General features: G+C 63.1%; 14 protein-coding genes. 6 read left to right on the top strand and 8 right to left on the bottom strand.

From position 1 onward, the window contains the following. Positions 1-17: 17 nt before the first annotated feature. From ACIQC5_RS17955 to ACIQC5_RS17940, 4 genes are all read left to right on the top strand, one after another. The gene (locus ACIQC5_RS17955; RefSeq protein WP_400285370.1) at positions 18-1,163 is read left to right on the top strand and encodes an FG-GAP repeat domain-containing protein; all 1,146 of its coding nucleotides are present in this window, start codon (positions 18-20) and stop codon (positions 1,161-1,163) included. A 15-nt stretch (positions 1,164-1,178) separates the two neighbouring features. Beyond that, the gene (locus tag ACIQC5_RS17950; RefSeq protein WP_400285367.1) at positions 1,179-3,026 is read left to right on the top strand and encodes an FG-GAP-like repeat-containing protein; all 1,848 of its coding nucleotides are present in this window, start codon (positions 1,179-1,181) and stop codon (positions 3,024-3,026) included. A gap of 142 nt (positions 3,027-3,168) precedes the next feature. Further along, entirely contained in the window at positions 3,169-4,452 is a 1,284-nt protein-coding gene (locus ACIQC5_RS17945) for an FG-GAP repeat domain-containing protein (RefSeq protein ID WP_400285364.1), read from the top strand. Positions 4,453-4,626: 174 nt separating this feature from the next. Next, entirely contained in the window at positions 4,627-5,817 is a 1,191-nt protein-coding gene (locus tag ACIQC5_RS17940; protein ID WP_400285362.1) for an FG-GAP-like repeat-containing protein, read from the top strand. 6 nt (positions 5,818-5,823) lie between these two features. On the opposite strand, the gene ACIQC5_RS17935 is transcribed toward ACIQC5_RS17940, so the two are convergent. Further along, the gene (locus ACIQC5_RS17935) at positions 5,824-7,128 is read right to left on the bottom strand and encodes an MFS transporter (RefSeq protein ID WP_400285360.1); all 1,305 of its coding nucleotides are present in this window, start codon (positions 7,126-7,128) and stop codon (positions 5,824-5,826) included. Positions 7,129-7,285: 157 nt separating this feature from the next. Between ACIQC5_RS17935 and rraA the strand changes: the two genes are divergently transcribed. Together rraA and ACIQC5_RS17925 are read left to right on the top strand one after the other, a co-directional pair. Continuing rightward, a complete protein-coding gene (rraA, locus tag ACIQC5_RS17930; RefSeq protein ID WP_400285357.1) occupies positions 7,286-7,759 on the top strand; it encodes a ribonuclease E activity regulator RraA in 474 nt (157 codons plus the stop codon). 131 nt (positions 7,760-7,890) lie between these two features. Continuing rightward, the gene (locus tag ACIQC5_RS17925; RefSeq protein ID WP_400285355.1) at positions 7,891-9,543 is read left to right on the top strand and encodes an MDR family MFS transporter; all 1,653 of its coding nucleotides are present in this window, start codon (positions 7,891-7,893) and stop codon (positions 9,541-9,543) included. Positions 9,544-9,722: 179 nt separating this feature from the next. Here ACIQC5_RS17925 and ACIQC5_RS17920 read toward each other — a convergent pair whose 3' ends face one another. The 7 genes from ACIQC5_RS17920 to ACIQC5_RS17890 form a co-directional block, all read right to left on the bottom strand. Continuing rightward, the gene (locus tag ACIQC5_RS17920; RefSeq protein ID WP_400285352.1) at positions 9,723-11,177 is read right to left on the bottom strand and encodes an aromatic amino acid ammonia-lyase; all 1,455 of its coding nucleotides are present in this window, start codon (positions 11,175-11,177) and stop codon (positions 9,723-9,725) included. A 103-nt stretch (positions 11,178-11,280) separates the two neighbouring features. After that, positions 11,281-13,008, bottom strand: a complete 1,728-nt coding sequence (locus ACIQC5_RS17915) for a urocanate hydratase (protein ID WP_400285349.1) — start codon at positions 13,006-13,008, stop codon at positions 11,281-11,283. A gap of 49 nt (positions 13,009-13,057) precedes the next feature. Continuing rightward, positions 13,058-13,969 carry an ABC transporter substrate-binding protein gene (locus tag ACIQC5_RS17910; RefSeq protein ID WP_400285346.1) on the bottom strand — a complete coding sequence of 304 codons (912 nt, stop codon included), beginning with the start codon at positions 13,967-13,969 and terminating at the stop codon, positions 13,058-13,060. Positions 13,970-14,068: 99 nt separating this feature from the next. Further along, positions 14,069-14,821 carry an ABC transporter permease gene (locus ACIQC5_RS17905; RefSeq protein WP_400285343.1) on the bottom strand — a complete coding sequence of 251 codons (753 nt, stop codon included), beginning with the start codon at positions 14,819-14,821 and terminating at the stop codon, positions 14,069-14,071. Continuing rightward, on the bottom strand, positions 14,782-15,432 hold the full coding sequence (locus ACIQC5_RS17900) for an ABC transporter permease (protein ID WP_400285341.1): 651 nt from the start codon (positions 15,430-15,432) through the stop codon (positions 14,782-14,784). Before ACIQC5_RS17900 ends, ACIQC5_RS17905 begins: the two co-directional genes overlap by 40 nt. Then, the gene (locus tag ACIQC5_RS17895) at positions 15,429-16,535 is read right to left on the bottom strand and encodes an ATP-binding cassette domain-containing protein (RefSeq protein ID WP_400285338.1); all 1,107 of its coding nucleotides are present in this window, start codon (positions 16,533-16,535) and stop codon (positions 15,429-15,431) included. Before ACIQC5_RS17895 ends, ACIQC5_RS17900 begins: the two co-directional genes overlap by 4 nt. Beyond that, the gene (locus ACIQC5_RS17890; RefSeq protein ID WP_400285335.1) at positions 16,532-17,263 is read right to left on the bottom strand and encodes an IclR family transcriptional regulator; all 732 of its coding nucleotides are present in this window, start codon (positions 17,261-17,263) and stop codon (positions 16,532-16,534) included. The genes ACIQC5_RS17895 and ACIQC5_RS17890 overlap by 4 nt, the downstream gene beginning before the upstream one ends. Between the last annotated feature and the right edge of the window lie 132 nt (positions 17,264-17,395).

Here is a 17,395-nt window from a genome sequence, read left to right as displayed (position 1 = left end):
AGTCTGGGGAGGACAAAATGAACGCTCTATCATGCCCTACGTCAGGCGTGCGCCGAGCGGTAGCCGGGATCGCGGCCGCACTCATTGCGGCCGTCACTTTTGCGCCGGCACCTGCCATGGCAACCATGGACCCGGAAAATCCGGTAGTTCACGGAGCGCCGTTTGTTGGTTCCACACTCTCTGTGGAGATCGATCCTGATTCATACCGGGGCTGCGGCGCCGCTGCCGGCCCGGACTATCACATCTACTGGACGCGTGACGGCGTCCATGCCGAGGACCACTGGGAATGGTGGAACTACAGGCTTGGCGAAGAGGACCGCGGCAAGACCATCGCTGCCTACGTAGCCTCGAACTATCCTTGTGAACCCATGGAAGTTGGCAGCGCGGAAACAGTCACGATTTCTGCCTCCAACCGTGCCAACGGCTTCACTGGCCGCGGCGCTTTCGAGATGCTCGCCCGGCGTTCTGACGGCACCCTCATGCTTTATCCGCGCGTCAACAACACGTGGGAATCCGCCAGGACCATCGGTCCCGGCTGGAACGGCTTCGGCACCGTGGTCTCACCGGGTGACTTTGACGCTGACGGCATCAACGACATCCTGGCCAAGGACTCAGCCGGCAATCTCTTCCTGTACGCCGGAACAGGCGACGGCGGGTTCTTCGCCGGCCGCCAAGTAGGCAGCGGCTGGAACGCCTTCACCTCGATCGTTTCCCCTGGCGACTTCAACGGGGACGGCAACAACGACCTCCTGGCCCGCGATGCCGGCGGACTTCTGTACCTCTACCCCGGTAATGGCGACGGCGGCTGGCTCACCCGGTCCGTGGTGGGCAGCGGCTGGAACGTGGTCAACAAGATCATCACGCCAGGCGATTTCAACGGCGACCACAACGTCGACATCCTGGCCCGTGACTCGGCCGGCGCCTTGCGCATGTACAAGGGCAACGGAGCTGGTGGTTGGGCCGGTATGACAGTGGTGGGACAGGGCTGGAACGGCATGGCTACCATCGGCGCTGCCGGCGACATCGATGCCAACGGAAACGTGGACGTCTACGCAATTGACGGCTCCGGCCAACTGCTGGCCTACTACGGCGATGGCGACGGCGGCTGGAACGGCGCGCAAACCATCGGTTGGGGCTGGGGCGGCTTTAACGCAGTGTTCTAGGGTTTTGGGGGAAGAATGGCAGCCTTTTCTGCACTGCGCCCGCTGGGGCTGACCGGTTTCCGCTTTCTCGTGGCAGCACTGTTGTGTGTTGCCCTCGCCATTGTTGTGCCTACGCCACGGGCGTCAGCGGCCGGGCCCAGCGTCCCCCTACCCACCGTTGTGACCCGGACATCGCCAGCCACCGTTGGCCCCGGTGCCACCATCTCCTTGTCTTTCACCCTCAGCGGCCCGGCCAAGGAAGTGGGGTTCACCTACGTCAACGAGGACACGCTCGAGCAGGCAACCGTGTACGGGCCCACCAGCCAGGCCCCCGGGGCCTATAGCGCCCAAGCGAAAGTACCCGTGAACGGGAGTGCCTTCCAACGGACCGGCCGCTACAAACTCCTCAGCGTCCACGTGATGATGCCCTTGGGGCAGGGGGTTGTCCGCTATGGTCGGGACGGCAACATCCTCTTCCTCTCCCAAGGGCTGGAGGCGCCCACCCAGCGCCCGGGCGCCCTTGACGGTGTCGATTTTGCCGTGAACAACCCGGGGTTTCCGCTGGTGGACAACCCGAATACCGAGCCGCCGGTACTGAGCGGGGTGCCGAAATACAACGAATCGCTTTCCACGGACAACGGCCAGTGGACCCATCCGCCTACCGGCTTCACATACCAATGGCTGCGCAACGGCACACCCATCCCGGGCGCCACGCTGAACAACTACCGCGTCGGTGAACCGGACTTGGACCAGAACCTGTCCGTCCGCGTCACCGCGACGCTGGCCGGGTACCGGGCTGTGTCTGCGTCGTCGCTTCCTGTCACACCGACGTCGCCCATTACTGCCACCGCGCCGACCATCCAAGGCAAAATGACCGTGGGCGAGAAGCTCACCGGCACGTTCACGGAAGCCAGCGTCTCCACCGGGAGCGCCCCCGGGCCCGTCACCGTCAAGTACGAATGGGTCCGTAACGGCACCCCGATCAACGGAGCCGTCAGCAAGACCTACACGCTGACCGCGGCGGACCGTGGCGCCGTCGTCGGTTTCCGCGCGATAGTGCAGGCTGGCAACCCTCCCGCCGCCGTTCGTCCGTTCACGGCCTATGGCCGCACCGTGGTGCGGAACAAGGCCCACACAGCAGGGTTCGACGCCGGCACCTCCTTGGACATGTTCGCCCGGAATGCTGCGGCGAACCTCCTCCTGTACCCCACTGACGGCGCCGGCCGCTGGCAGACACCGCGCACGATCGGGTACGGCTGGGACGGTTTCGACGTCCTTTTCGCAGCTGGAGATTTCAACGCTGACGGCTTCAACGATGTTGTGGGTCGTGATGCCGCTGGGACGCTGTTCCTCTATCCAGGCAACGGCAACGGCGGCTGGCTGCCCCGCAAGGAAATCGGCTGGGGATGGGGCGTCTTCGATTCGGTGATCGCCGCGGGAGATTTCTCCGGCGACGGCATCAACGACCTCCTGGGCCGCGCACCCAACGGCGCCCTCCTGCTCTACCCGGGCAACGGATCGGGTGGCTTCCGCTCGCCCGGAGCAGTCGGCCAAGGCTGGGACGCGTTGGATCCTATCTTCTCCCCCGGCGACTTCGACGGCGACGGCAACCCGGACATTCTCGGCCGGGACAGCGCAGGCAACCTCAGGCTTTACGGCGGTAACGGCAACGGCGGCTGGACCACCGCGCGCACCATCGGCACGGGTTGGAACGTGATGACCAGCATCGGCGGCGCCGGAGATTTCAATGGCGACGGCTTGAACGATGTTTGGGCGATCGACGCCGTCGGGCAACTGAACATGTACTACGGCAACGGCAGCGGCGGCTGGAAGGGTGCCGGTGTTGTGGGTTGGGGCTGGGGCGGGTTCACGGCGGTGTTCTAAGCCGATTTTGGTTGATTTTTGGGTTTGACTTGTCTTTCGCGTGAGTTTTTGCCAGCAGATTCCCAGACTGTCGTGCCCTCGTTGTACTCTCAAGTCACTTACACCTGCCGGCCATCTGGGACCGGCCTGATTTGGGGGAACCATGGGGAGCACTTCCCTGCGCCGTGTGCGCAGCTGGCTGGCCGCATTTGTGGGCAGCATCATTCTGATCGGCGGGCTGGGTTTCGCGCCCGCAGCCAACGCCGATGACGCCTTTGCACCTGTTCCGGTTGCGGTCTCGACGACCCCGGACTCGATCGGCGCCGGAGGCCAGGCGACGTCGCGGATTACCTTCCAGGCGTCCGGCCCGATCAACCAGGTCTACGTGCTGTTCCGGAACACCGCTACCGGCAAGCTCCACACGCAGATGACGGTGGGTTCCTACAACGCCGCAGATTCCACATATTCGTTTGACGTGCACTTCGCGCAGGGGACACCACCCGGCACCTATTTGGCCCAGTACATGCAGATCCATTCGGCAGCCGGCCAGGAGTTCGGCTACTGGCGCGACGGTTCGCTGATCCACAACCCGGGCAATCTTCCGGCCTCCGGGACGGCAGCGGTGGCTCTTGACGCCCTGGACTTCAACTACGTGACGCCCGTGGACATTGACCGACCGCACACCAGCGGCTTTTTCCGTACCGAGTACTGGGACCCGTACACCATGAGCCTGTTCGTCCGCCTCTCGGACGGCCGGCTTGGGCTGTACCCCACGGGCGGCAACTCCACGTGGAAGCAGGCCTACGGTGTCGGCTCCGGCTGGGGCATTTTCAACACCATGTTTGCTGCCGGCGACTTCAGCGGCGACGGCGAGAACGACGTCATCACCCGCGACGCTTCGGGCTCTCTCTTCCTCTACCCGACGGACGGCCAGGGCGGCTGGTACCCGCGGCAGCAAATCGGTTGGGGCTGGGGCATCTTCAGCGCAATCTTCGCCGCCGGCGACTTCAGCGGTGACGGCAACAACGACCTCCTGGCACGCAAACCTTCCGGTGAACTGGTTCTCTACCCCGGAAACGGTCAGGGCGGCTTCCAGGCAGCATCCACCGTTGGCTGGGGTTGGGGTGGCATGACATCGGTCTTCTCCCCCGGCGACTTCGACGGCGACCACAAGCCCGACGTTCTGGCACGCGACAGCGCCGGAAACCTCGTCTTCTACGGTGGCAATGGCCACGGCGGCTGGACCACGAGCCGCGTCGTCGGCCAAGGCTGGAACGCCATCACCAAGCTCGGCGGCGCCGGGGACTTCGACGGCGACGGCGCCAACGACGTCTGGGGCATCGACACCTCAGGCCAGATGCGCATGTACTACGGCAACGGCTCCGGCGGTTGGAAGAGCTTCGGCGTGGTTGGCTGGGGCTGGGGCAGCTTCAACGCTGTCTACTAAAGCCCCGATTTAGAACGTCCACAGCAGGGACCCCATCCGGATGAATCCGGCGGGGTCCCTGCTGGATTCATTACTTTGTTGTTCACGGTTGGCCGGGTCGGCCGACCTTCTTTTTGGAGGAATCCCTTGGAGCCTGGCTCTCCTTTGCGCGCGATCGCCCACAAGCAACGGCGTTTGCTTTCAGTCCTGACCGCTTCCATGCTGGCCGGTCTTCTGGTGGCTCCGGCGCTGCCTGCCCATGCAGCAGTGCCTGGGATTGCGGTGCCTGGGACTGCGGTGCCGATGCGGCAGATCTACATGGCACCACCTGAACTCACCGGGGAACCTGCCGTCGGCGGACTCCTCAAGGCCGACCTTAACTGGTCCACGCCGATGGTGGTACCAGAGGGCGGAAGCCCTTCGCTTTCGTTCTACTGGACGCGGGACGGCCAAGTCATTCCCGGCGCCACAGGGCAGACCTACAGGGCTACAGCCGCTGACTACGGTCGTGTTGTGACCGCATTCGTAACGGTCACCTACGATGCCGAGTCAACCTTGACCCTGCAGGCCCGGGAATCGCTGCGGATCGCCGCCAAGCCCCGTGCTCGTGGGTTTAATGGGGACAACACCATGGATATCTTCGCCCGCGACACGGCAGGCCGCCTCCTCCTGTACCCGACAGACGGCCGGGGACATTGGCAACCCACCCAGGTCATCGGAACGGGCTGGAACGCTTTCAACCTTTTGTTCTCACCGGGTGACTTCGACGGCGACGGCACAGTTGACGTTATGGGACGCGACGCGCAGGGTCGACTGTACCTGTACCAAGGAAACGGGTCCGGCGGTTGGAAGAAGGCGATCCAGGTCGGCCATGGCTGGAACGGATTCACCGCCATTTTTGGTGCCGGCGACTTCAACGGTGACGGTACGAACGATCTCATTGCAAGGGACGCATCCACCAACCTCGTCCTCTACCCAGGCAACGGGCGCGGCGGTTGGCTGCCTTCGCACACCATCGGTTGGGGGTGGGGCCGGTATGACTCCCTGATGAGCGTTGGCCACTTCGAAGGCAGAAGTGACTTGCAGGTTGCCGCGAGAGGCCCTTACGGCAACCTGATGGTCTTTTCGAGCAGCCGCAATGGGTCGTTCGAGCGCTACACGGGAGGGACGGTCGGTTACGGTTGGGAGGCCCTCAACACCATCGGCTCCGCAGGCGACTTCAACGGCGACGACAAGATCGACGTGTTTGGCATCGACCGCAGTGGCCAGCTCACCATGTACTACGGCAATGGCGCAGATTACCTGGCCGAGGGACTGCCTGGTAGCTACTGGCTAGGCCAATCAGCGGTCGGTTGGGGCTGGGGCGGCTTCACTGCCGTCTTCTAGGCCGGTCTAGACAACGCTCTTGATCTTCACCACGAACACGGCTCCCAGGAGCCCGATAACTGCGGCGGCTACGTACAGCGAGACGTAGCCGCCCCAGTACGTGACAAACGGGAAAGCTATCAGCGGAGCAACCACCTGCGGCAGCGAATTGGCGACGTTGATGACGCCGAGGTCCCGGCCGCGGTCCATCGCAGTGGGCAAGACCTGGGTAATCAGGGCGAAATCCACTGCCAGGTAAGCGCCGAAGCCGATACCCAGGACGAGCGCGCCGGTAATGGCACCGGCCCACGTCGGCGCAAACCCGAGGATCAATGACGCTATGGCGATGATCACGGACGACGCGATCACCAAAGGCTTCCGCTTGCCCATCCGGTCGCTCAAAGTTCCGCCAATCACACTGGTGACAATCACCATGACCGCATACAGGCCGGTCAGGATGAGCACACCGACCGCAGGCTCGATGCCCTCGGTTTCCTTCACATGCACGGCATCGCTGAGGAAGAACAGCAGATAGAGCGTGACCATGTGGTTGCCGATATTAACGAGCAACCGAGTGAGCCATGCCCACGCGAAATCCGGGTAGCGTTTCGGGGAAACCCAGAAGCCCCTGAAGAACGCCGCCAGAGAAAAAGGCGGACGATCCCGCGCCGGAAGCGGCTGGTCGTCGCTCTTGAAGAGGTACAGCACGACGCCGGCAACAAGTGCCGCTGCGCACACCAGGTAGCCAGCGGAAAAGTTTCCAGCCACGGCGGCGGCAATCACTGCGCCGATCAGGATTCCAACGGTCTGGCCCATGGCGGCCAAGCCGCCCACTGTGCCGCGCTGGGGTACTGGAACGCGGTCCGGGATGGCAGCCGTGATCGCAGCGTAAGCGCCATTGCAGCCAGCCTGCACGAGGCACCACAGAATCGTCATGACGGCCACATTCGGGGCGCCGGCCAGGCCCACCAGCGCTACGGCGCCAAGGATGGCCCCGACCATCACCCACGGCACGCGACGCCCGAAGCGGGACGTCGTCCTGTCACTGAAAGCGCCGAACAAAGGATTCGCCACCAGCGAGACGGCGGCCCCGCATCCTGTGACGAGGGCAAGGATGGCTTCCTTCTGCCCCTCGTCGAAGTGGGCCGCCTGCTGCCCGAGGAGAACCTGGATGGGACCGAAGAACGCTGCATTGATCCCCACGTTGATGAGCACCACGCCCGTGATCCAGAGCGCCCGTACACGATCCACCGGTTCAGCGAGCGCCGTGGTGCTACCGCCGCGCACGACGGCAGGATCCGGTACCGGACCGGGCAGGTCGGACAGGCTCATGGCAGGTTCCCCCTTGGGTCAATGTTTGGTTTCAGCCTAGCGCGGCAGCGGCGCCGCGACTCTCTTCCGCGGGGTTTATCCACATAGACGAAATGTGCCGAGACGGTGGCGCCGGACACGGCCTAGTGTGGACTCAAACGCATGGAGGAGAAGTTCAATGAGCAAGCCCATCAATACCGCCGATCTCTATGACGAGCGCGGGGACGAACTTGAGTCAGTTGCTGTCCAGTTCCAGAATCTCGGCGGTCACACACATTTCTGCGGCCCGGTCCGCACCATCAGATGCTTCGAGGACAACGCCTTGGTGAAGACCGTCCTCGGAACTCCCGGCGAAGGCGCCGTGCTGGTGGTCGATGGCCAAGGGTCGCTTCGCACGGCCCTCATGGGAGACATGATCGCGGAAAGCGCCGTGGCGAACGGTTGGGCAGGAGTGATCATCAACGGTGCCATTCGCGACCGAGAGGCAATCGCCCGACTGCCTCTGGGCGTCAAGGCGCTCGGCAGCAACCCCAAGAAAAGCGCCAAGACAGGTGTCGGGGAAGTGGACGTCCAGATCGTGATTGACCGTGTGAGGATCCAGCCTGGCGTCATGATTTACTGCGATCCGGACGGCATCTTGGTCGAGCGCTGACAGCGCTGTTGAGCGACGCGGAGGTTCCATCGCAGGAAGATTCCTTCGCCGGGAATGAATCAGGCATTAGGATAGTTACTGAAAGCAACTATCCTGCTTAAGATCCCTTGTCTGCCACCTCTGGAGAAGATATGTCCAAATCCGCGCCCGTGAGGGCCGCCGGCGAGGTCCTGACGCACCGTCAGACACTCACCGTCATGGTGGGACTCATGCTCGGCATGTTCCTGTCGTCCCTGGACCAGACCATCGTGTCCACGTCCATCTACACCATCGCCAACGACCTCGACGGCCTGTCCCTGCAAGCATGGGCCACCACGGCGTACCTCATCACGTCCACCGTGAGCACCCCGCTCTACGGGAAGCTGAGTGACATCTTTGGCCGACGCCCGCTTTACCTGGCGGCGATCGTCATCTTCCTGGCCGGCTCGCTCTACGCCGGCTCGGTTCACTCAATGACCGAACTTGCCATCGCCCGTGGTGTCCAGGGCCTTGGTGCCGGTGGTCTGCTGGCACTGGCTTTGACCATCATCGGCGACATCGTTGCCCTGAAGGACCGGGCCAAATACCAGGGCTACTTCATGTCGGTCTTCGGCATCTCATCCGTCCTGGGCCCGGTGATCGGCGGCGCTTTCGCAGGAGCCTCCAACATCCTGGGCTTTGACGGCTGGCGCTGGGTATTCTTCATCAACCTGCCCATCGGCCTCGCGGCCTTGGTAGTGGTCTTCCTTTACCTTCACCTGCCCGCACGGCACGTGAAACAGAAAATCGACTACTGGGGTGCTGCAGCCATTACCTTGGCCATTGTTCCGTTGCTCCTGGTGGCCGAACAGGGACGCAGCTGGGGTTGGGCCTCGGGCGGCGCTTGGCTCTGTTACGGGCTCGGCGTGATCGGCATTGTAGCTTTCCTGATCGCCGAAAAGCGGGCGGGCGACTACGCGCTGATCCCCTTGCGGCTCTTCAAGAACACCACGTTCGGACTGTCTTCTTTGCTGAACTTCATCATCGGTATCGGCATGTTTGGCGCCATTGCAATGCTGCCGATGTACCTCCAGCTGGTGAAGGGTCTCACGCCCACCGAGGCCGGCCTCATGATGATCACGTTCACCGTGGGCATCCTGTTCGGCTCCATCACGGCAGGGCGCACCATCTCCAACTCAGGCGTATATCGGGTTTTCCCCATCGTTGGCACTGCAGTATTGGCCGGTGCCGCCGTCGTCATGGGTCTTTCCCTGGGCGTGGACACGGGCCTCTGGGTTCCGGGCCTGATCGCGGTCTTCTTCGGCGTAGGCCTGGGCTTCTGCATGCAACCGCTCACGCTGGCCATGCAGGTCTCGGTCCCACAGAAGGACATGGGCGTGGGCACGTCGACGGCCGCGTTCTTCCGGTCCATGGGCGGAGCGGTGGGTACTGCCGTGTTCATCTCGATGCTGTTCAGCATGGCTGCCGACAAAATCGCCGACGGCATGAAAACAGCAGCTTCCAGCCCCGATTACCAGGCCGTGATGAAGGACCCGGCAGTTGCGGCAGATCCCGCCAACGCCAAGCTCTTCGATTTCTTCAAGAACGGCGCCAACAACGATTCCCTGAACGACACCAGTTGGCTGCACTCCGCCAACAGCACGCTCACCCGGCCCATCACCGAGGGCTTCGCGCAGGCGATCGACGCCGTCATGCTGACAGCCGCTGGACTGATGCTCGTTGCTTTCCTGATCAGCTTCGCGCTGCCCAAGAAGAAGCTCACGGATCCCGCGGCCGCAGCCAAGGAATCCGTACCGGCCCACTAAGCATCGGCACACCAACCATCGACACACTGGGCCTGACAGTAAGGGCCCAGGCGCACGCTTTTCCTTAGTGGACGCGAGAACGGCAGGCAGTCTTCGGACTGCCTGCCGTTCTTTCGTTCCTGCCCGTCTTGCGCTCCGGACTGCCTGCCGTTCGGCGTTCGCCGTGAGCGCGCGGCTGGTTAGTACGAGGCCTGCACGAGTTGTTCGGCTTGCTCCAGGTCGCCCCGAAGATCGCGGTCTTGAACGTCGGCGGGAAGGGCCAATCCAGCCCTCATGAGCGCCTGGAGCCGGGCGCTGCTGAATTCCCCGGGCTGCCGTCCCTGCATCCGGATTGCCCTGGAAGCGCAGACAAGTTCAACACCTGCAACGGTTGCCAACGCATGAGCAGTGGACTCCAACTGTGCAGAGCCCAGGGTTGCAAAGCTTGCGTCTTCCTCGGCACCCAAGGAGAGGTTGACGGTTTGGAGACTCACCGGCTGGGCGTTGGCGCGAATACGTCCGACTGCCGCAGCGGCGACGTACTCCAGCATCATGACACCGGACTGGCCTGCGTCGTTGCCCGCAAGGAATCGGGGGAGACCCGTGAACGTGGGGTCGCAGAGCCGGCTGATCCTGCCCAAGGTGTTGGTGCATGCCGCGCCAAGTGACACCTGCAGGGAGTCGATGCGCCGGGCCAACGTGGACATATGGAACAGCCCGTGGTGTGCCACTCCATTGCTGCCGTCTTCCACGGAACCAAAGACCATGGGGTTCTCATGGCCTGCTATGGCCAAGCGCTCCAGAGTGATCCTCAGCGACTGGAGATCCTCCATCACAGCACCCAGGGAGTGCGGCAACATGCGCAGGCAATAGGGATCCTGAATCCGTGCCGGCTTGCCGTGGCCAGCCACCAATTCCCGTAGGATCCCAGCAACCTCGGCCATGGCATCCGATTCACTGGCCTTTGCAACTTCGGGGCCGAACGCTTCGGGATTTCCAGACATTGCGGTGAAGGAGAGAGCACTGATGGTGGTCAGATTGTCCATCATGGTCACGAGTTTCTGGTGCGCCAGGATGGTCTGGGCGATGGTGAGGGCACTGGAACTAATGAACGGCAGCGCATCTTCCGTGGGCCAGGACGCCAAGGCCACAGGCACGGGCGTCCCGTCCATGGTGGGGCGCTCACCGAGGAGGGTCAGCGCCGTTCCCGCCAGCGCCGGTAGGTCCGCTGTGCCGATGCCGCCAAATTCCCGCACCTCCGGCAGGGCGTCCGCGTTCAGCATTTCCACGACGGCCTCGACCAGGTGGGGGTTGATCCCTGATGCGCCTGCCGCCAATTGGGAAACCCTGACCACCAGCATGGCCCGCACCGTTTCGCGGTCAAGGGCACGTCCGGCATCCACGGCATGGCTCCGCAACAGGTTAAGTCCGTGCTGGTCGGCAGACGCATCCGATGTATCCAGGGTGACGGAGCGGTTAGCGCCCACCCCTGTTGACCGCCCATAGACGGGCCTCACCTGCGCGGTGGCGCGGGCTGAGCGCTGTGAGGCAGCCATGCGTTCGATGGCCGACGGCGACAGCGTCACTTTCTCGCCGCCAACTGCTACCGCCACGATTCCGGCCAGCTCAAGCCGGCGTCCGTCGATCTCGACCATGGGATGATCCCTTCGTGAATCCGGTCCCCCAACCAGGTAGCAGTTGATGTCGTTTTGGGCCCTCAAAACGGCATCTGCTGCTACCCAGTTGGGGAGGGTGGGTTTACTTGCCTTCGTTCATGGGGATGCGGACGCCGCGTTCGTTGGCGACCTCGATAGCGCGGTCATAGCCCGCGTCGGCGTGGCGGATCACGCCCATGCCGGGATCGTTGGTCAGGAGCCGTTCGAGCTTCTGGGCTGCGAGCTCGGTGCCATCAGCAACCGAGACCTGCCCGGTGTGGATGGACCGACCAATGCCCACACCCCCACCATGATGGATCGACACCCACGTCGCCCCCGAAGACGCCGCAGTCAACGCGTTCAGCAACGGCCAGTCAGCAATCGCGTCCGAACCATCCTTCATGGCCTCGGTCTCCCGGTACGGGGACGCCACCGAGCCTGAGTCCAGGTGGTCACGGCCGATCACGATCGGGGCCTTGACCTTGCCCTCGGCGACCAACTGGTTGAACAGCAGCCCGGCCTTGTGCCGTTCGCCATACCCAAGCCAGCAAATACGCGCCGGCAAACCCTCGAACTCCACCCGCTCCTGCGCCGCATCAATCCACTTATGCAAGTGCGTGTTCTCCGGGAACAACTCCTTGATCGCCTCATCCGTGACCCGGATATCCTCCGGATCCCCAGACAATGCCACCCAGCGGAACGGGCCCAGGCCCTCGCAGAAGAGCGGCCGGATATACGCCGGAACGAACCCGGGGAACTCGAACGCCCGGTCATAACCGCCCTTGCGTGCCTCATCACGGATCGAGTTACCGTAATCAAACACCTCAGCCCCGGCATCCTGGAACTCCACCATCGCCTGGACATGCTTGGCCATCGAAGCCTGGGCCTTCTTCGTGAACCCCTCCGGGTCAGCCTCGGCCTCGGCGTGCCACTCCGCCACCGTGATGCCCTCGGGCAGGTAAGACAACGGGTCATGGGCACTGGTCTGGTCGGTGACCACATCAAAGCTCACGTCCCCGGCCTTGTGCCGGCGCAGCAATTCCGGGAAGACCTCCGCAGCGTTGCCAACATAACCCACAGACCAACCACGACGCTCGGCCTTCGCCGCCTGGACCTTCGCGATCGCGGTGTCCAGATCCGTCTCAACCTCATCCAGGTACCGCTTGCCCACCCGGCGGCGCAAACGGGACTCATCGACGTCCACAATCAAGCACGCACCGTCGTTCAGGGTCACCGCCAGCGGCTGCGCACCACCCATCCCACCACAACCACCGGTCAAGGTCAGCGTCCCGGCCAGCGGGCCCTCGGTGAAACCCCCGGCAGCCGGGGCCGGGTGCCGGCCCTCCGCAGCGAGCTTGTTACCCACCGCCGCGAACGTCTCATACGTGCCCTGCAAAATGCCCTGCGTACCGATGTAAATCCAGGACCCGGCCGTCATCTGCCCATACATCATCAAACCCTCAGCCTCGAGGCGACGGAACTCAGGCCACGTCGCCCAATCCCCCACCAGGTTCGAGTTCGCCAACAACACCCGCGGAGCCCACTCATTGGTACGGAACACACCCACCGGCTTGCCCGACTGCACCAACAACGTCTCGTCCTTCTCCATGGTCTCCAGGGTCCGGGTAATCGCATCAAACGCAGCCCACGACCGCGCAGCACGACCCGTCCCCCCATACACCACCAAATCATCAGGACGCTCAGCAACCTCAGGATCAAGGTTATTCATCAACATGCGCAACGGCGCCTCAGTCTGCCACGACTTGGCAGTAAGCAAAGTACCCCGAGCGGCCTTAACCGGACGGGCACCAGTAGTGAAATCGGCAGTCATTCTTTACTCCTATAAATCCTGCAAACCAGCGGAAGCACGAGGGCCGGGGTTAGCCCAGGTTCTTGCTCTTGAGCCATTCCTTGGCGATCTCGCCGATGTCCTCGAACTTGGCCACGCGGCCGTTCATCTTGATGAGGTCCTCAGTGGTGAGCGCAGCAGAGACCTTGTCCAGGGTTTCCTTAACGGTGTCCGTGGACTTCTTCTGGTTGATCACGGGCACGATGTTCTCGGACAGGAACAGGTTCTTGTTGTCCTCAAGCGCTACCAGGTTGTTCTCTGCCAACGCGGGATCCGTGCTGAAGAGGTCGGCTACCTGTACCTGGCCGGAAAGCAGTGCGTTCAGCGTCAGCGGTCCACCGGCGTCGAGCGCTGAGAATTCCTTGAACTCAAGGTTGTAGACGGACTTCAGGCCGGCCACGCCGTTGAGGCGGGTTTTCCACTCCGGCGGGCCGCCCAGGACGAGCTCCTTGGCAACGGGCTGGAGGTCCTCGATGGTCTTCAGCTTGTACTGATCGGCGATTTCCTTCTTGACGGTCAGAACGTCCTTGTCCTCCGCTTCAGATGCTGTCAGAACGGTCAGCCCGGAAGGAATCTTGGTGGCAAGCTCCTTGGCTACATCCTCAGAGGAGACTGCCTTGGTGGCGGAATCGAGGTACTGCAGGAGCGCTCCGCCGTACTCGGGCATGAGGTCGATGGAGCCGTCCTTGAGTGCGGGGATGGTGACCTCACGGCTGCCGATGCTCGGCTTCTCCGTAACCTCAACGCCTTTGGCCTTCAGCGCTTCGGCATAGATCTTGGCGATCAGTTGGCTCTCCGGGAAGTCGGCGGAGCCCACAATGATGCTGTCGCCGGAACCTCCTGCGGGGGTGTTTGACGAGCTCATGGGATCCCCGCCGCCGCAGGCGCTCAGGGTGATGGCGGCGACAGCCGCGAGGGTGAATCCGGTCAGGTACTTTTTCATGTCAACTCTCCTGGAATGGCTCTTGCAGGGCATGCAGTGGCCAGGTGGGGGTGGTGTGGAGGTGAAAACTGCGCCGGAAGACCGGCATGTGGGTGGTGTCTAGACCGTGACGGGGGTCTTCACGGGTTCGGCTACGGCAGCCGACTTGACGGTGCGCCGTGTCAGTCCTGGTGAGACAACCCGGCGGGTGATGAATGCGAGCAGTTGGTCAAAGAACAGGGCCAGCAGTGCGACCAGGACGGCGCCAGCCACCATCTGGCCGTAGTCGTTCTGGGCCTTGCCGTCGATCAGCAGGCGACCAAGCCCGCCAAGCGAAATGTATGCAGCGATGGTCGCAGTCGAGATGATCTGCAGCAAAGCGCTGCGGACACCGGACAAAACCAGCGGAAGCGAGCACGGCAGCTGGACGTCCGTGAGGATCTTCATGGTGCGGAAACCCATGCCTTTGGCGGCGTCGACGGCGGCAGCATCCACGGCGCGAACGCCGGCATAGGTGTTGGTCAGGATGGGCGGCACTGCAAGCAGCACCAGGACGATGAGGCTCGGAACGATGTAGCCCATCCGCGAAGGGAATGCGGGCGAGATCAGCAGCACCAGGAGGATCAGCAGGCCGACGCTGGGCAGGGCCCGGAGCGCGTTTGCCAGGCCGGCGATCATGAAGACGCCCTTGCCGGTCACGCCGATGTAAATGCCCAACGGCACGGCGATCACTGCGGCGATAGCCAGGGCGATCAGAGAGTAGAGGAGGTGTTCGCCGATCAACGTTGGGATGCCGTCGGCGCCGCTCCAGTGCGCGGGGTCGAACAAGTAGTTCACGATGCCACCACCTTGGGGGTCCACGGTGTCAGCCACCGGTTGAGAAGGATGATCAGCCCGTCCAGGATCATGGCCAGGACCACGCAGAGCACGATGCCCGCGATGATCGGCGTGAAGAATCGGAGCTGGAAGCCCTGGGTGAAGAGCGAACCAAGCTGCGGGATACCCAGCAGGGCAGCTACGGAAACAAGGCTGACGTTGGAGACTGCGGCCACGCGCAGGCCGGCGCTGATGACCGGCACGCCCACAGGCAACTCCACTTTGATGAGGCTCTGGTAACCGCGGTAGCCCATGGCCTTGGCCGCCTGAACGGTGTCTTCAGGGACGGAATCCAGTGCATCTGCAACCACGCGCACCAGCAGTGCAACGGTGTAGATGGTCAGCGCGGCCACGATGTTCAACGGATCCAGGATCTTGGTGCCAAGGACCAGTGGCAGCAACACGAACAGCGCAAGGGACGGAACGGTGTACAGGAGGCCGGCAACGCCAACCAGCAACGGGTAGATACGACGGCTCCGGTGAGCCCACCAGCCCAGGGGAAGAGCGATGAGCAGCCCCAGGATCAGGGGGATAACGGCCAACAGGACGTGCCAGCCGAGCAGGAAGACAATGTTGTCGAACTGGCGGCCCAGCCATTCGAAGTTCATCGTGCCGTCTCCAAGTGTGGTTCGGCTTCGATGGCCTTGACGACGTCGGTGGCCGTCACAGTGCCGATCAGCTCACCATGCTCATTGACCACTACGCCGCGGCGGCTGGGCGAGGACAGCGCGGCATCGAGCAGTTGGCGCATGGTTCCCGACGCAGCAGCAGAGATGCCGCTGAGGTTCAGGTGCTCGCGCTTGAGCTCTCCAGTGAAGAGTTCAGGCTGCGCCCAACCGAGTGGCTTCCGGCCGCCGTCGACTACCAACACCCAAGCACCCGACGCCTTGGCGCGCGCCTCATCCGCGGAAGCACCGAGCTGGACCACCGCTTCCTCGCCGATTGCAACGGCACCGGCAGTCTTGGTGAAGCCGAGCGAGCGGTAGCCACGGTCACGGCCCACAAAGTCGGCCACGAACTCATCCGCGGGCGAGGTCAGCAGCTCCGACGGGGAAGCCATCTGGGCGAGCTTGCCGCCAACGCGCATCACGGCGACCTGGTCGCCGAGCTTGAGTGCTTCATCGATGTCGTGCGTGACCATGATGATGGTCTTGCCGATTTCGCGCTGCAGGCGCAGGAACTCTTCCTGCAGCTGGGCACGGACAACAGGGTCCACAGCGCTGAAGGGTTCATCCATGAGCATGAATGCCGGGTCAGATGCCAGCGCCCGGGCCACGCCCACGCGCTGCTGCTGGCCGCCGGAGAGCTGCCACGGGTAACGCTTGGCGAAGCTCGCGGGCAAACCCACTCGCTCCATGAGTTCCAGGGCCTTGGTGCGCGCCTTCTGGCGGCTCTCGCCCAGAAGGACCGGCATGGTGGATACGTTGTCCACAATGGTCTTGTGCGGGAAGAGCCCTGCGTGCTGGATGACGTATCCAATCCGGCGGCGGAGCAACGCTGCATCCATGCCGGACGTGGGCTGGTCATCCAGGTAGATGGTGCCACTGGTGGGTTCGATGAGGCGGTTGATCATCCTCAGCGAGGTGGTCTTGCCGCAGCCGGACGGGCCCACAAGGATGGTCAGCTTCCCGGTAGGGGCCTCCAGATTGAGGCCATCGACGGCGACAGTACCGTCGGGGTATGCCTTCGTGACATTTTCAAATTTGATCATTTCTTTTCCATGCTTTCCTGGGGCACTTCATGGTTTCCGTCGGGTTCCACGAGGATGTTGTCCGCTACCTTCACCAGTTCCTCGCCAAATGTCTGGGCCTTCGCCTCGTCCAAGCGGTAGCTGGGCACCACGATGCTGAGGGCAGCCACAGTGCGGCCGCCGATCACAATGGGTGCGGCGACGGCCGTGATGTCGTCTTCAACGCCGCTGCGCACAATGGCGTAACCGCGGCCGTTCTGCCCGCCGGTCAGGACCTTGCCAGCGGCGGACCCTTCCAGCGGGATGCTCCTGCCGACCCAGCTGGTGTGCCGGACGGAGCGCGTACCTTCAACGATGGCGATGTAGATTCCGGTTTCCCCAGGACCGGGAATACTCAAATAGCAGGACTCGCCGGTCCCGGCCACAAGCCGCTTCATGTGCGGCGTGCAGAGCGACACCAGGGATTCCTGGCCCAGTGCCAGTGCTCCCAGCTGAATGACGCTGGCTCCCGGACGGAAGTTGCCGCCCGGGTCCCGCGTCACAAAGCCGCTGCCTTCCAGAGTGCGGAGGAGGCGGAGCGCGGTGCTGGCGGACAAGTCAACCACCCGTGCGGCGTCGCTGAGGCTAATGGAGCCGTCAGTGCAGACTGCGCTCAGGAGGGCCAACGCCCTCTCGACTGTCCGGGTGGAGGAATCTGCTGCCACTGCCTGACCTGCTTTCAAGTGGTCTAAATCACCATGTCTTGCCATTCAGTAAAAACCAATTTTCATCGAATGGCAAGAGATTTTTCGGTTTTACTCGAGATTCCGGGATATGAGACGCGGCAGGTCCATTCGTGCTGCGCGCATGTTTCCAGCCTGTTAATAGTCCGGCGAACCCTT

Origin of the sequence: Paenarthrobacter sp. NPDC092416 (assembly GCF_044755025.1) — a bacterium.
Taxonomy (GTDB): domain Bacteria; phylum Actinomycetota; class Actinomycetes; order Actinomycetales; family Micrococcaceae; genus Arthrobacter.
Note: the sequence above shows the minus strand (reverse complement) of the source record. Positions and strands in the feature narration are given on the sequence as shown.